Annotated in this window: 12 protein-coding genes; 8 read left to right on the top strand and 4 right to left on the bottom strand. The window is 46.9% G+C overall.

All coding sequences use genetic code 11. The features are described 5' to 3' along the window. Positions 1-91 precede the first annotated feature (91 nt). The 3 genes from DK430_RS04245 (at position 92) to DK430_RS04235 (ending at position 3,127) form a co-directional block, all read left to right on the top strand. Positions 92-997: a 1,4-dihydroxy-2-naphthoate polyprenyltransferase gene (locus DK430_RS04245; protein ID WP_109077865.1), complete on the top strand. Its 906-nt coding sequence runs from the start codon at positions 92-94 to the stop codon at positions 995-997. Between the two features lie 50 nt (positions 998-1,047). Further along, a complete protein-coding gene (rraA, locus tag DK430_RS04240) occupies positions 1,048-1,548 on the top strand; it encodes a ribonuclease E activity regulator RraA (RefSeq protein WP_109077864.1) in 501 nt (166 codons plus the stop codon). Between the two features lie 187 nt (positions 1,549-1,735). Then, entirely contained in the window at positions 1,736-3,127 is a 1,392-nt protein-coding gene (locus DK430_RS04235; protein WP_109077863.1) for a DASS family sodium-coupled anion symporter, read from the top strand. A 64-nt stretch (positions 3,128-3,191) separates the two neighbouring features. On the opposite strand, the gene yjgA is transcribed toward DK430_RS04235, so the two are convergent. Continuing rightward, positions 3,192-3,725, bottom strand: coding sequence for a ribosome biogenesis factor YjgA (yjgA, locus tag DK430_RS04230; RefSeq protein WP_109077862.1), 534 nt, complete (start codon positions 3,723-3,725; stop codon positions 3,192-3,194). A gap of 116 nt (positions 3,726-3,841) precedes the next feature. Between yjgA and pmbA the strand changes: the two genes are divergently transcribed. Next, positions 3,842-5,203: a metalloprotease PmbA gene (pmbA, locus tag DK430_RS04225; protein WP_109077861.1), complete on the top strand. Its 1,362-nt coding sequence runs from the start codon at positions 3,842-3,844 to the stop codon at positions 5,201-5,203. Positions 5,204-5,443: 240 nt separating this feature from the next. Further along, positions 5,444-5,983, top strand: coding sequence for a hypoxanthine phosphoribosyltransferase (hpt, locus tag DK430_RS04220; RefSeq protein ID WP_109077860.1), 540 nt, complete (start codon positions 5,444-5,446; stop codon positions 5,981-5,983). Between the two features lie 71 nt (positions 5,984-6,054). Here hpt and DK430_RS04215 read toward each other — a convergent pair whose 3' ends face one another. The 3 genes from DK430_RS04215 to DK430_RS04205 all read right to left on the bottom strand — a co-directional run bounded on the left by DK430_RS04215 (position 6,055) and on the right by DK430_RS04205 (position 9,701). Then, positions 6,055-7,194: a glycerate kinase gene (locus DK430_RS04215; protein ID WP_109077859.1), complete on the bottom strand. Its 1,140-nt coding sequence runs from the start codon at positions 7,192-7,194 to the stop codon at positions 6,055-6,057. 9 nt (positions 7,195-7,203) lie between these two features. Beyond that, positions 7,204-8,466 carry a GntP family permease gene (locus tag DK430_RS04210; protein WP_109077858.1) on the bottom strand — a complete coding sequence of 421 codons (1,263 nt, stop codon included), beginning with the start codon at positions 8,464-8,466 and terminating at the stop codon, positions 7,204-7,206. Positions 8,467-8,597: 131 nt separating this feature from the next. Beyond that, positions 8,598-9,701 carry a sugar diacid recognition domain-containing protein gene (locus tag DK430_RS04205; protein ID WP_109077857.1) on the bottom strand — a complete coding sequence of 368 codons (1,104 nt, stop codon included), beginning with the start codon at positions 9,699-9,701 and terminating at the stop codon, positions 8,598-8,600. Between the two features lie 273 nt (positions 9,702-9,974). On the opposite strand from DK430_RS04205, the gene DK430_RS04195 reads away from it, so the two are divergent. Genes DK430_RS04195 through DK430_RS04185 form a run of 3 tightly spaced genes read left to right on the top strand, consistent with a single transcriptional unit; the run spans position 9,975 to position 13,662 of the window. Beyond that, positions 9,975-11,153 (top strand): glycosyltransferase family protein, encoded by a 1,179-nt coding sequence (locus tag DK430_RS04195; protein ID WP_239496782.1) that lies wholly within the window; start codon positions 9,975-9,977, stop codon positions 11,151-11,153. 41 nt (positions 11,154-11,194) lie between these two features. Continuing rightward, on the top strand, positions 11,195-12,445 hold the full coding sequence (locus DK430_RS04190) for a glycosyltransferase family 4 protein (RefSeq protein ID WP_109077854.1): 1,251 nt from the start codon (positions 11,195-11,197) through the stop codon (positions 12,443-12,445). Positions 12,446-12,474: 29 nt separating this feature from the next. Beyond that, entirely contained in the window at positions 12,475-13,662 is a 1,188-nt protein-coding gene (locus DK430_RS04185) for a glycosyltransferase family 4 protein (protein ID WP_109077853.1), read from the top strand. Positions 13,663-13,676: the final 14 nt, after the last annotated feature.

Raw genomic sequence — 13,676 nt, 5'->3', positions numbered from 1 at the left:
AAAATCTGCTGAATAACCTTGTAGAATAGCGCACTATTTTAGCTAAAAGTGCGGTGAAAAATCGCGTTTTTTCGTTGTTAATGTGGAAATTATGACAAAAAATACCATAAAAATGTGGATTGAAACGGCGCGTCCAAAAACCCTGCCGTTAGCCTTGGCGACCATTCTCACCGGCTCGGCGCTTGCCTATTGGGCGGGAAGCCTCCATTGGGGCGTTACGCTGCTGTGCTTACTCACCACGTTATTTCTGCAAATTCTTTCCAACTTCGCCAATGATTACGGCGATCATCAAAAAGGCTCCGACACTGCCGAGCGTATCGGCCCGTTGCGCGGCATTCAACAGGGAGCGATTTCCGCGACACAGCTGAAAAAAGGGCTGTATGTCATGATTGGCTTAAGTTTTGTGTGCGGCGCGATGTTAATCGGTACGGCATATCAAAACTTAAGCGATTTAATCGCCTTTTCCGTGCTCGGCGTGCTTGCCATTATCGCCGCCATCACTTACACCGTGGGCAGCAAGCCTTACGGTTATTTGGGGTTAGGTGATATTTCGGTATTGATTTTCTTCGGCTTACTGGGTGTAGGCGGAACCTATTATTTACAGGTACATACCTTTTCGACCGTCATTTTACTGCCCGCTATCGCCAGCGGCCTGTTAGCCACTGCAGTATTAAATATCAATAACTTACGTGATATTGAACAAGATCGTAAAGCCGGCAAAAACACCCTTGCAGTCCGTTTGGGCGCCCATAACGGACGAGTTTATCATTGCCTGCTGCTTGCCGTCGCCGCGTTGTTTTATCTCTTATTCGCCGCCATGAACTTACGTAATCCACTGAGTTTTGCCTTTTTGCTGACTTACCCGCTGTTATTGAAACACGCGCTGTTTGTCTTCACCCACAAAGAACCGACGGCGTTACGTCCGATGTTGGCGCAAATGTCGCTATTGGCGTTACTTATCAACGGGCTATTTAGTTTTGGCTTGCTTCTGGGTTGATAAACGGACTATACTAGCCCGCAGTATTCATTTTAAAAATAGGGTTTCTTATGTACATTGATACTTCTGAACTTTGCGATATTTATCTCGACCAAGTGGATGTTGTCGAGCCTATTTTCTCCAGTTTCGGCGGACTGAGCACTTTCTACGGCAAAGTCACCACCGTGAAATGCTTTGAAAACAACGGATTGATTGCTGAAATTTTGGAAGAAAACGGCGAAGGTCGGGTGCTATTGGTGGACGGCGGTGGTGCGGTGCGCCGCGCTTTAATCGACGCCGAACTGGCGCAATTGGCGGCAGACAACAACTGGGAAGGTATTATCGTTTACGGTGCGGTGCGTCAAATTCAGCAATTGGAAAATATCGACATCGGGATTCACGCGTTAGCACCGATTCCGGTAGGCGCGGACGGTTCCAACCAAGGCGAAACGGACATTCCGGTAAACTTCGGCGGTGTTACGTTCTTCCCGGAAGATTTTGTCTATGCGGATTTAACCGGGATTATCCTGTCGCAAGAAGCCTTAGATTTAGAAGACTTCGAACAGGAATAACCCTGAAATTTAACGTCTTGTTTAAAAGTGCGGTGAAAATATCAAAAATTTTCACCGCACTTTTTTTGCGCAAGGTCACAAATCCATAAAAAAACCGTTGCTTTTTATTAACAAAGTGCTAACTTTTCGCCATATTGTTTGCGTTGAACAATATGTTGATCTTTGATTTTTTATAGGAATAAACATTATGAGCGACACAACTCAAAATCAAAGTAAGACCAATAGGAGTGCAATTATCTTTATTGTTGCCGTCATTCTATTTTTTATCTTACTCTACACGCTGCCATTCGACAGAAACGCCAATAGTGGGTTGGCATTATTAGCTTTAGTCGCCATTTTATGGTTAACGGAAGCTCTACACGTCACCATCACCGCCTTAATCGTTCCGCTTCTCGCGATTTTCTTGGGATTGGTGAACACGAGCACTGCGCTCGCCACCTTCGCCGATCCGAATATTTTCTTGTTCTTCGGCGGATTTGCCTTAGCTACAGCATTGCATATTCAGCAACTGGATAAAATGATCGCCAATAAAATCATGGCATTGGCAAAAGGTAATCTGTTTGTCGCGGTGATTTATTTATTTTCTGTGACGGCTTTCTTGTCCATGTGGGTGAGTAATACGGCGACCGCCGCGATGATGTTACCGCTTGCCATGGGGGTGTTAAGCCGTTTGGATCGTAAAGAACAGCACAACACCTATGTTTTCGTGCTGTTGGGGATTGCCTATAGTGCCAGTATCGGCGGCATGGGAACCTTAGTGGGCAGCCCGCCGAACAACATTGTAGCAACCCAGTTGCACCTAACTTTTGCCGATTGGTTGTGGTACGGCTTGCCTATCATGATTATCTTAATGCCAATCATGATCGGAACACTTTATATTGTGTTCAAACCAAAATTGAATATTCGTTTTGAACAACAATTCGAAAAAGTGGAAATGAACAAACAACGCTGGATTACCTTAGGGATTTTCGTCTTTATCGCCTTAAGCTGGGTTTTCAGCAGCCAAATCAATCCGATGCTTTCAGGCGCATTGGGTTTAACCGGTAAAATCGGCAGTTTTGACAGTGTCATCGCCTTAGCCGCCGCCGTGATCATTTGCGTGACCGGCGTCGCCAACTGGAAACAAATCCAAGACAACACCGACTGGGGCGTATTAATGCTGTTTGGTGGCGGTTTGACCTTAAGTGCGGTACTCAAAAATTCCGGTGCAAGTAAAATCTTGGCGGACGGTATTGTGTTCCTCATTGAAGGCGGACATTTCTACCTCATCGGGTTATTGGTCGCCGCGTTTATTATTTTCTTAACGGAATTCACCTCCAACACCGCCAGTGCGGCTTTGTTAGTGCCGATTTTCATCTCTATCGCACAATCTCTCGGTATGCCGGAAATCGGTTTAGCCTTGATTATCGGCTTAGGCGCATCTTGTGCCTTCATGTTGCCGGTAGCTACACCGCCGAATGCCATTGTGTTCGGTACGGGTGAAGTGAAACAAAGTGAAATGGTAAAAGCAGGCTTTATCCTGAATATCGTTTGTATCTTTGTAATCGCCACTGTCGGCTATTTATTCTGGCTAAATTAATCCTGCCATAAAAAACAGCCCCTTAATAAATGGCTTATTAAGGGGCTAAATATTTAGACTTTTCTTAATCTTCCAACACGATTTCCTTCAAATACTGAAAAATCTCGCGATAGGCTTTTGCCGGTTTATTTTGTTCTTTTTCCTTATTGGCGGCACGAATCAAATTACGCAAATGTTGCCGGTCGGCATGCGGATAATCCGTTAAAAAATGTGTTAATGCGTTATCACCGTTTGCCACAAGCTCATCGCGCAATAATTCCAGTTTGTGCAACATCGCTTGTTGCTGCAAATGTTTGTTTTCCAGTTTATCCAAAGCGTCCTGAATCGGTTCTACGTCCATGCCGCGCAATAATTTACCAATATACTGCAACTGACGACGACGCGCTTCTTTTTGCAGGCGCTGCGCCAAATTTACCGCTTCCAATAACGATTCTTCCAAAGGAATTTTATCTAATTTAGCTTTGGTCAGTTCAACCAGTTTTTCGCCCAGTTTTTTTAATGCGTCCGCATCCCGTTTAATTTCGCTTTTGCTGACCCAAATAATCTCTTCCTGCTCTTCATCCTGCCAGTCAAAATCGTCTTTTTTGCGTTTTGCCATATTCTTTTCCGTTGTTCTGCTAAAAAGTGCGGTGCATTTTAGCACAGAATCTACGGTTCGCCTTAAAAAGAAAAATAGGCTAAAATTGCCGAAAATGCCCCATTGAGAAAACCACAATGCAACAAAAAACACTTGAACATTCCACCGCACTTTTACGCCAACAGGAACAACAACTGCGCGATGCCGTGAGTCTCGCCATTGACATTGCCCAAAAAGCGGGCGCCAGCGCCGAAGTGGGCGTCACCAAATCCGGCGGTTTGTCCGTCTCCACCCGTTTGCAGGAAATCGAAAACGTTGAATTTAACAACGACGGCGCACTCGGCATTTCCGTATATTTAGGGCAACAAAAAGGCAACGCCTCCACCTCCGATTTAACGCCGGAAGCCATCAGAAGCACCGTGGAAGCAGCGCTCTCTATCGCCAAATATACCTCGCCCGACGATTGCGCAGGCTTGGCGGATAGAGATTTAATGGCGTTTGATGCACCGAATTTGGATTTATATCACGCCGCCGACATTGACGTGGATAAGGCGCTACAACTTGCTTTGGAAACAGAAAAGGCTGCACTAGACCACGATGAGCGTATCGTTAACAGCGAAGGTGCTTCTTTCAACGCGCACACCGGCGTGCGCGTTTACGGCAACAGCTACGGTATGCTGCAAAGTTATTTATCCAGCCGTTATTCCCTTTCTTGTTCAATCATTGCCGCCCATCAGGAGCAACTGGAACGGGATTACGAATACACCGTTGCACGGGATATTGCCCAATTAGCGCAACCACAATGGGTTGGTGAGAATGCCGCGCAAAAAGCCATTGCCCGTTTGCAACCGCAAAAGCTCGCCACTCAAGAAGCGCCGGTGATTTTTTTAAATGATGTGGCGACAGGCTTAATCGGTCATTTGGCGGCAGCCATTAGCGGCGGCAGTTTATACCGCAAAGCCAGTTTCTTATTAGATCATTTAGGCAAGCAAGTGTTGCCCGATTGGTTTGACATCGTTGAACGTCCGCATTTGCTCGGTCAGTTAGCGTCCACACCTTTTGATAGCGAAGGCGTCAGAACGCAGGATATGGACATTATCCGCAACGGCATTTTACAAACCTATTTGCTCACCGGTTACAGCGGACGCAAGCTCGGTATGCAAAGTAATGGGCACGCGGGCGGCATTCATAACTGGTTGGTAAAAGCAAATTCATCAGGAAAACTGACCGCACTTTTGCGCCAAATGGATCGCGGCTTGCTGGTGACCGAAGTGATGGGACAAGGCGTAAACATGGTCACCGGCGATTATTCACGAGGGGCGGCAGGCTTCTGGGTGGAAAACGGCGAGATTCAATATCCTGTAGCGGAAATCACGATCGCAGGACAACTGCCTGAAATGTTGCGCAATATCGTTGCCGTCGGGGACGATATTGAACATCGTTCCAACATTCAGACAGGCTCCATCTTATTGGAAAATATGAAAATTTCCGGGAATTAAAATATTTTTAAGAAAATGATAATAATTCTTATTGACAGAAATAAAAACTCTGCTAACATAAGCCACATCTGTTAAGTATTGCAATGAAGATGAATGGTAGTCATTGGAAGTCTGCATAGTACTCCAAACAGGTAGAGTAGAAAGTAAATTCGTTAGGGTATTTGAAAAGACTGAAGTTTAAACTTCAGTCTTTTTTTTGTTAGAATAGCGCCCTCATTATCCGCTGAAGGTAACTCTCAAATGAAAAAACACCACGTCGATATACTGATTTCCGAACAAGAAGTCCGCTCCCGCATTGCCGAACTCAGCAAAGAAATCACCGCATTTTATCAACACAAAAACGTTAACCGCCTGATTGTGGTGGGCTTATTGCGCGGTTCTTTTATGTTTATGGCGGATTTGGTGCGTGAATTGCGTTTGCCGGTGGAAATTGAATTTATGACCACTTCCAGCTATGGCAGCGGCATGACCACCAATCATGATGTGCGTATCAGCAAAGACTTGGACGGCGACATCAAAGGCAAAGATGTGCTGATTGTGGAGGACATTATCGACACGGGTTATACCTTGGAAAAAGTGCGCGAGATTCTGAATTTACGCGAGCCCGCCTCGTTAGCCATTTGCACCCTGTTGGATAAACCGTCACGCCGTGAAGTGCAAGTGCCGGTGGATTGGGTTGGCTTTACCATTCCTGACGAATTCGTAGTGGGTTACGGCATTGATTATGCGCAACAACACCGCAATCTGGGTTACATCGGCAAAGTGATTTTAGAAGAATAAAAGAAAACGGCTTATCATTGGATAAGCCGTAAATTTATCTGAAAAAACCACCGCACTTTTAGCGCCTCGGTTTACATTTTTCCCTGTAAAGCTAACAAACGCGCAATATTTTGTGCGGTGGACACCAGATTTTCACCGCCCTGTTTCAGGATTTCAGGTAACGGAGCCAACTGACGAATAATCGGAAATACCACATCAATGCCATGTTCGTACACCACTTCGTAGTCCTCACGTAAACAGCCCACAATGGCAATCACCGGCTTATTAAATTGCTTCGCGGTACGCGCCACGCCAATCGGGGTTTTGCCGAGAATACTTTGCGCATCCATACGCCCTTCGCCGGTAATCACCAAATCGGCATCCTGTACTTTGTCCGCCAACTGCAAATTATCCAACACGATTTGAACGCCGGCTTTCAGCTCCACCTTCGGCAATAGCAACAAGCCGCCGCCCATACCGCCTGCCGCACCGGCACCCGCTTGATCTTTAATATTTTTGCCGCAATCGCGCTGCGCAATCTCGGCGAAATGTGCCAGTGCTGCATCTAACTGCGCCACCATGTCCGGCGTCGCGCCCTTTTGCGGACCAAAAATCGCCGATGCACCACGTTCACCGCACAACGGGTTATTCACATCGCACGCCACTTCAATGTGAACCTGCGCCAGACGGGGATCCAAATTCGTCATCTCAATTTGCGCAATGTTTGCCAACTGCGCGCCGCCGTATCCGATTTCTTGCTGTTGTGCATCAAGAAAACGAATGCCGAGCGCCTGCAACATACCGACGCCGCCGTCGTTCGTCGCACTGCCACCGATGCCTAAAATAATATGTTGTACGCCAAGATCCAAAGCATGTTTAATTAATTCGCCGGTGCCGTAACTTGTGGTGTTGAGCGGATTACGCTGTTCCGGGTCGACCAAATGCAAGCCGGATGCCGCCGCCATTTCGATGATGGCAGTTTTGCCGTCGCCCGATAGCCCGAAGAAACTTTGCACGGCATTTCCCAACGGCGCCACTACATCATATTCCACCAATTTACCGCCGGTAGCGTCCACCAAGGATTGCACTGTGCCTTCGCCGCCGTCCGCCATTGGCAATTTGACATATTCCGCATCCGGAAAAACACGTTTAAAGCCGGTTTCAATAGCACTTGCCACTTCTAAGGCGGTTAAACTTTCTTTGAATGAATCGGGAGCAATAACGATTTTCATAGCGACCTCCTAGGACCAATTAAACACACCGAAAATTAAGGTAGAAACAATTGTCATAATTAAACCGACCGCACTTTCATAAGGAATCAGTTTCAACCGCTCTTTAATATCCATGTTCACGCTACCGCCGGTGGCATGGAAGAAGGAACCGTGCGGCATGTGGTCGAATACCGTCGCCCCGGCGTGAATCATAGCTGCCGCCGCTAAGCCGCTCACGCCTAATTCCAATAGCGTACCACTAAACACGTTGGAGGCTACCGCCGTGCCTGCTGTGGTGGATGCCGTCGCCAAAGACATTAACGCCCCGGAAATCGGCGCTAAAATATAAGCCGGCAAACCGGAATGTTCCAAGCCCTGAATTAACACATCTTTTAAGCCTGAATTGGCGATAATGCCCGCCAATGCGCCCGTGCCGAGCAACATAATGGCGACCGGCGCCATTTTGCCTAACCCGCTGATAGCATAGCTATTGGCATGACAAATTTTGCCCATACATAACGCGCCTACCAAGCCGCCTACCGGTAAGGCAATCAACGGATCCACTTTAATATCAAATAACGGACGTAAGGCTAGCAGTAAAATCGCACAGAGCGGCGCAATCATCGCCGTAGCGAAATGCGGCAGATCATGTTTTTCCACCACAATCACCTCTTCCGAAGACACTTTTGCGCCTTTATTGATCAACCGTTTGGCTAAGAAATACGTCAGAATTAAACCGAAGATCGCCGGAATAATGCCCGCCATCATGACAGAAGTTAACGGCAGGTGGAAAGTATCGGAAGCGGCAATGGCATTGGGATTCGGCGATATAATGTTACCCGCTTTACCGCCACCGATCATCGCCAGCAAAATCGCCGGTTTGGATAAGCCGGTACGACGCGCTAAAGCCAAGGCAATCGGTAAAACGGTGATCACCGCCACATCAACAAACACGCCGACGGCAGTGAGAATTAATGTGGCCAGCGCCAACGCCAGCAAAGCGCGGGCTTCGCCGAGTTTATTGGTGATGGTTTCCGCAATGGCATTTGCCGCCCCGGAATCAATCAACACCCCCGCCAACACACCGGCAGCAAGAATTCGCATAACCGCCGTGGTAATCCCTTGCGCACCGCCAATCATCAGATTCACGGTTTCCACTAAATCGGCGCCGCCGACCAAGCCGCCGATTAGTGCCCCGGCTAACATTCCGTATGCCGGAGACACCTTTTTCAAAATCAGAAATATTGCCACTGCAAGTGCGATAATCGCACCTAAGGCTGAGACTGTCGTCATATTCTTCTCCCCTGTAATTTCACCATACAAACAACAAGGGAGATTATTCGCCCTTAGCGAAAAAATTGCTTTATAAGAAAATACAAAATTTCAGCAGAAAATACCTAATTTTTTGTAGTCGAATACAAAAACTACGTCAGCACCGTGCTTAAATAAAGACTAAAACGATCTTCTATCTTATTGAAAGACAATGCGGTTATTTGCTCGATTTTCGCCAAGCGGTAACGCAATGTATTAGGGTGGATGAACAATTTCTGCGCAGTGAGAGCAAGATCACAATTTGACAAAAAATATTGTTGCAATGTTTTAAACAGGAGGGCATTTTCTTCAGAAAATAACGTTTTTAACGGTTTTAACAACTCTTCCGCCTGCCAACTGTCGGCAATTCCCGCCAACAATACCGGCAATCGGTATTGTTCAAAAGCATACAGGTTTTTACGCGGATAATGCTTCAAGCCATATTGCAAGGTGCTTAAAGCCGTGCGATAAGATAGCGGCAACTGCTCGCCCACAGGGGACTCAAGGCGTGCCCCGATGGCGATTTTGTAATCCTGCAACGCATAATCTTTCGGTAATAATTTTTTTAACTGCTTGGCGAATTGGGCAAAAATAGCAAAAGGTTGCAAAATAATAATTTGATCCAGAGATAAAATCGCGACCTCCTGCTCAAATTGCGGTTGTTCCAAATACCCCACCAATTTTTGTAACGCGTCGGTGTTCGGTTGTAATAACTTAATAATAATGACCACGCGCGGCACGGTTAAATCAAAAGAAAAAAAGCGAGCTTGTTGTTCCATTTCCGTTGGCGATAAATTGCCTTTCACCAACTGTAAAATGAATTCTTCTTTATAGCGCCGATTCCAGCTTTCTTTCTCCAATAAAATATGCTGTTCAATAATTAATTCCGCCGTCATTTTCACTAACTCGGCATAAGGTTTCACCTGCTCCGGCACACCGGAAATACCGATTACGCCGATATTATTGCCAAGATATTGAATCGGTACGTTAATGCCGGGATGTGCATCAAAATTCCATTTTTCCGCTAATTTTTCATCCACTTCCACGATTCTGTTCTGACGTAACGCCAACACCGCGCCGGTGTGTAGCTGATTCAGGCGGGCAGGATTGCCGGAGGCAATAATCACGCCGCGATGATCCATCACATTCACCGAACAGCCGATAATATTCATGGCGCGTTTTACAATATTTTGCGCAATAATTTTGTCTAATTGCATATGCTCACCCGTGATGTTTTAACCCTAAAATTCACTGAAAAAATTACTCATAAATCACGAAGTGATTTATTCGCCCCTTTCGGGGCCGTCAGCATAGCTGACGCTCAAAAAACGTTATTTTTTGTGACCGAACTTTTTTTTTTGCTTCACGGAGGTTTAACCAGTCAAAAATGTTATATTTTTGTGAACTAAAAAATTTTTTCTTTGTCTTATCAGCAACTTTGCTATTTATGATTTTTTTGGAACATTTATTTACTCGGAGACAGGCCTGCTATGCGAAACACATCAGCACCGCTTCATCTTTCACAACCTGTGCGAATTGCCTTTTATTCTCATGATACCATGGGGCTTGGGCATATTCGTCGTAATATGTTATTGGCGCAATCCGTTTTACAAGCCTACCCCGAGGCGGAAGTGTTATTACTTTCCGGCGTGCGGGAGTCGGGCGCATTCAAATTGCCGAAAGGCGCCGATTCAGTCACGCTCCCCACTTATTTCAAAACCCCTCAGGGACAATATATTCCCCGTTCTTTGGGCACGGACACGGAACGTCTGGTAAACATCCGAAGACAAATTATTCATGCCGCACTGGACGCGTTCGAGCCGCATATTGTGGTCATCGACAACGTACCGCGTGGCGCGATGAACGAATTGGATAACGTATTGCCGGTGTTGGCGAATAAAGGCGTGCGCATCGTTTTAGGCTTACGCGATATTATTGATGAGCCGGACGCCGTTTGCCAACAATGGAATAAATTACAAAATCTGGAAATTATTCGTCTGTATTTCTCCGATATTTGGATCTACGGCGATTCACGCTTATTTGACTTCACAAAAGAATACCCGTTCACCGCCGATATTGCGGAAAAAATGCGTTACATGGGCTATTTGGATCAAAGGCGCAGGCGTGAATATCATTCGGATACCTTACCTTCAATAAAATCACCTTATGCCCTTTGTGTCGTCGGTGGCGGACAAGATGGCTTCCAACTTGCCAAAGCCTTTATGCAGGCAAACCTACCGAACGGCTGGCACGGTTTATTGATCACCGGCGCATTAATGCCGGAAGAACAGCGTCAACAACTCCACGAAATGCAGCTGCAACGACCGGAAATCCAGGTGCTGGACTTTGTTACCGAACCGCTCAAACTCATGCAGCACGCGGAATGTATTTTATCCATGGGCGGATATAACACCACTACGGAAATTCTGTCATTGAATAAGCGGGCGCTTATTGTGCCACGTATTACACCACGCAAAGAACAATGGATCCGAGCCTCCCGCCTGGCGGAAATGGGCGTGATTGATTGTTTACACCCTGATTCTCTCAACGCCGATGCGCTTACCCATTGGATGAGAGAACAAAAACCTTTACTCAACGCCCGTGATGTTCTGAATTTTGACGGCTTAGATAATGTCGTGAGCCAAATTCAGGACATGGTGGCGCGATAGTTTTCCCGCGCATAAAAATCAACAATACCGGCAGGTTAATTATGAATACTCAAACACCCCCAGAAGCACTCCATCCAATGTATATCGGTTATGTGTTAAAACGCTATCCCCGCTTTTCGGAAACCTTTGTGGTAAATGAAATTTTAGCTCACGAACGGGCAGGCACGAAAATTGATATATTTGCCCTTGGACCGGTCATGGAAACCCATTTTCAGGACGGCATTTCGCAAGTACGCGCGCCGGTCACCCGCTTACAGGACAAACAGCGTACCGCTGAAACTTTCTGGGACTTGATTCAGCAAGGTTTTCAGGAATTACCTCGCTTTGCCGAAAAATTACCTTTAGCACAAGGCAACGTGCATGAAATCGGGCAAAGTATTTTGCTTGCCTTAGCCATTCGCAAACGCGGCATACAACATTTACATGCCCACTTCGGCACGCAGGCAACCACCGTGGCAAGACAGGCGGCAATTTTTGCCGACATCACTTACAGCTTCACCGCGCACGCCAAAGATATTTATTTTTCATACGAAAATTCCACCGCACTTGATCGCAAAATGCGTGATGCTACGACAACCGTTACCGTCTCCGATTACAACCTCGCCTATTTGCGTGAACAATATGGCGCAGACGCCAAAAGTGCGGTCAGAATTTACAACGGAATGGATTTGCGCAAATTCCCTTATCAACCGTGCCAACAACGGGAACCTCATATCCTCGCCGTTGGGCGTTTAGTGGCGAAAAAAGGCTTTAATGTATTATTGGATGCCTTGGCTATTTTGAAACAACGTGGTGTTTCAGCCTACTGTACTTTGGTTGGCGACGGCACTTTACGGGAAGCGCTGGAGGCACAAATTGAGCGATTAGGCATTCAGGATATGATTCGTATGGTCGGTCCAATGCCGCAACCCAACATCATTCAATTAGTAAGCCAAGCCAAAATGATGGTCGCGCCTTGTGTCATCAGTGAAGATGGCGACCGCGATGGCTTACCGACTGTATTACTGGAATCTATGGCACTGGGAACACCGGTGATTTCCACACAGGTGGCAGGCATTCCTGAACTGGTACAAGACGAAGTAACCGGTCTATGCATTCCGCCACAAAATCCGACCGCACTTGCCGATGCCATCACCCGTTTATTGAATGACGATGCGCTGGGGCAACAGCTTTCACACAGCGCACGGGCACTCATTGAGCGGGAATACGATGAAGATCGTAACGCCGCCGAACTAAGACGTTTTTTTGCGGCGGCAATCTCTCAACGTGAAACCGATTCATTACCTCGTTAAACCCCACTTGCAAAGAAAAAGGAAAAATTATGCGAGTAGCCTATATTTGTGCAGATCCGGGTATCCCGGTATTTGGAACCAAAGGTGCATCAGTACACGTGCAGGAAGTCATTAAAGGCATGTTACAACGCGGTGCAGAGGTGGTGTTATTTGCCCAACGTTTAGGCGGTGAAACGCCACCTGAGTTACGCCAAATCGACATTCACAAATTACCCGAACTGCCGAATGATTCTCAACAGGAACGTGCCGCAGCAGCCCTTGCCGCCAATACCCAAGTGGAAAAACTATTGGAAAGTGCGGGTGATTTTGACCTCGTTTACGAGCGTTATTCTTTATGGAGCAATGCCGGCATGGCGTTTGCCCGCAAACATCAATGCGTCGGTATTTTAGAAGTCAATGCGCCGCTAATCGAAGAACAGAAAAAACACCGAGAGCTCCCCCTTGAAGCTCAGGCACAAGACATTGCCGAATTTGTCTTTTCTCATGCCGATGCCATGGTGGCGGTATCCCCCGGCGTGAAGGATTATTTGGAAACCTTTGCCTCAGCGAAAGGACGTGTACATGTTATCGCCAACGGCGTTGATCTTGCCCGTTTTGCATCAGCGGCAAGCCAAAATGCAGAAAAATTCCTGCATCGCCCAAGCGATTATGTTGCCACACCGGTATTGGGATTTTTAGGCACGCTAAAACCTTGGCACGGCGTATCGGGTTTGGTGCAGGCATGGTCTTTATTGCGCCGACGCGGTTATCCCCTCAATTTGTTAATTGTCGGAGACGGTCCGCAACATGCCGCCTTAAGCGAAGAAATCGCCCAACAAGGCTTATCGGAATTTGTGCATTTCACCGGTGCAGTCGCTCCCGAACAGGTGCCGGAATGGCTGGCGCGCATGGATATTGCCGTTGCCCCTTACCCGAATCTGGACGGATTTTATTTCTCTCCGTTAAAAATCTACGAATACATGGCGGCGGGCCTACCGATTATCGCCACTCAAGTGGGACATTTGAGCACTGTCATTGAAAACGGCTACAACGGCATTTTAGTAGAAGCCGACAATCCGCAAAACATGGCTGAAGGCATTGCCCGATTATTAGATAATCCTTCCGAAGCGCAACAACTCGGTGCAAACGCACGTGCAACCGCCGAACAACATCATAGCTGGTTGGCTGTGGTTGATCGCATTTTACATATTGCCCGTGATTGCCAACGCCGTGGATAGGATTGTAAGCAGGA

The organism is Aggregatibacter kilianii, assembly GCF_003129965.1.
Lineage (GTDB): Bacteria > Pseudomonadota > Gammaproteobacteria > Enterobacterales > Pasteurellaceae > Aggregatibacter > Aggregatibacter kilianii_A.
The sequence above is the reverse complement of the archived record's forward strand: the minus strand, read 5'-3'. Positions and strand labels throughout refer to the sequence as shown.

Bases quoted from the DNA above. Each gene is read 5' to 3' on its own strand.
- DK430_RS04210 (WP_109077858.1), bottom strand. From the start codon at position 8,466: ATGACGACAGTCTCAGCCTTAGGTGCGATTATCGCACTTGCAGTGGCA.
- DK430_RS04245 (WP_109077865.1), top strand. From the start codon at position 92: ATGACAAAAAATACCATAAAAATGTGGATTGAAACGGCGCGTCCAAAA.
- DK430_RS04185 (WP_109077853.1), top strand. From the start codon at position 12,475: ATGCGAGTAGCCTATATTTGTGCAGATCCGGGTATCCCGGTATTTGGA.
- hpt (WP_109077860.1), top strand. From the start codon at position 5,444: ATGAAAAAACACCACGTCGATATACTGATTTCCGAACAAGAAGTCCGC.
- DK430_RS04235 (WP_109077863.1), top strand. From the start codon at position 1,736: ATGAGCGACACAACTCAAAATCAAAGTAAGACCAATAGGAGTGCAATT.
- DK430_RS04195 (WP_239496782.1), top strand. From the start codon at position 9,975: ATGCGAAACACATCAGCACCGCTTCATCTTTCACAACCTGTGCGAATT.
- DK430_RS04215 (WP_109077859.1), bottom strand. From the start codon at position 7,194: ATGAAAATCGTTATTGCTCCCGATTCATTCAAAGAAAGTTTAACCGCC.
- DK430_RS04205 (WP_109077857.1), bottom strand. From the start codon at position 9,701: ATGCAATTAGACAAAATTATTGCGCAAAATATTGTAAAACGCGCCATG.
- rraA (WP_109077864.1), top strand. From the start codon at position 1,048: ATGTACATTGATACTTCTGAACTTTGCGATATTTATCTCGACCAAGTG.
- pmbA (WP_109077861.1), top strand. From the start codon at position 3,842: ATGCAACAAAAAACACTTGAACATTCCACCGCACTTTTACGCCAACAG.
- DK430_RS04190 (WP_109077854.1), top strand. From the start codon at position 11,195: ATGAATACTCAAACACCCCCAGAAGCACTCCATCCAATGTATATCGGT.
- yjgA (WP_109077862.1), bottom strand. From the start codon at position 3,725: ATGGCAAAACGCAAAAAAGACGATTTTGACTGGCAGGATGAAGAGCAG.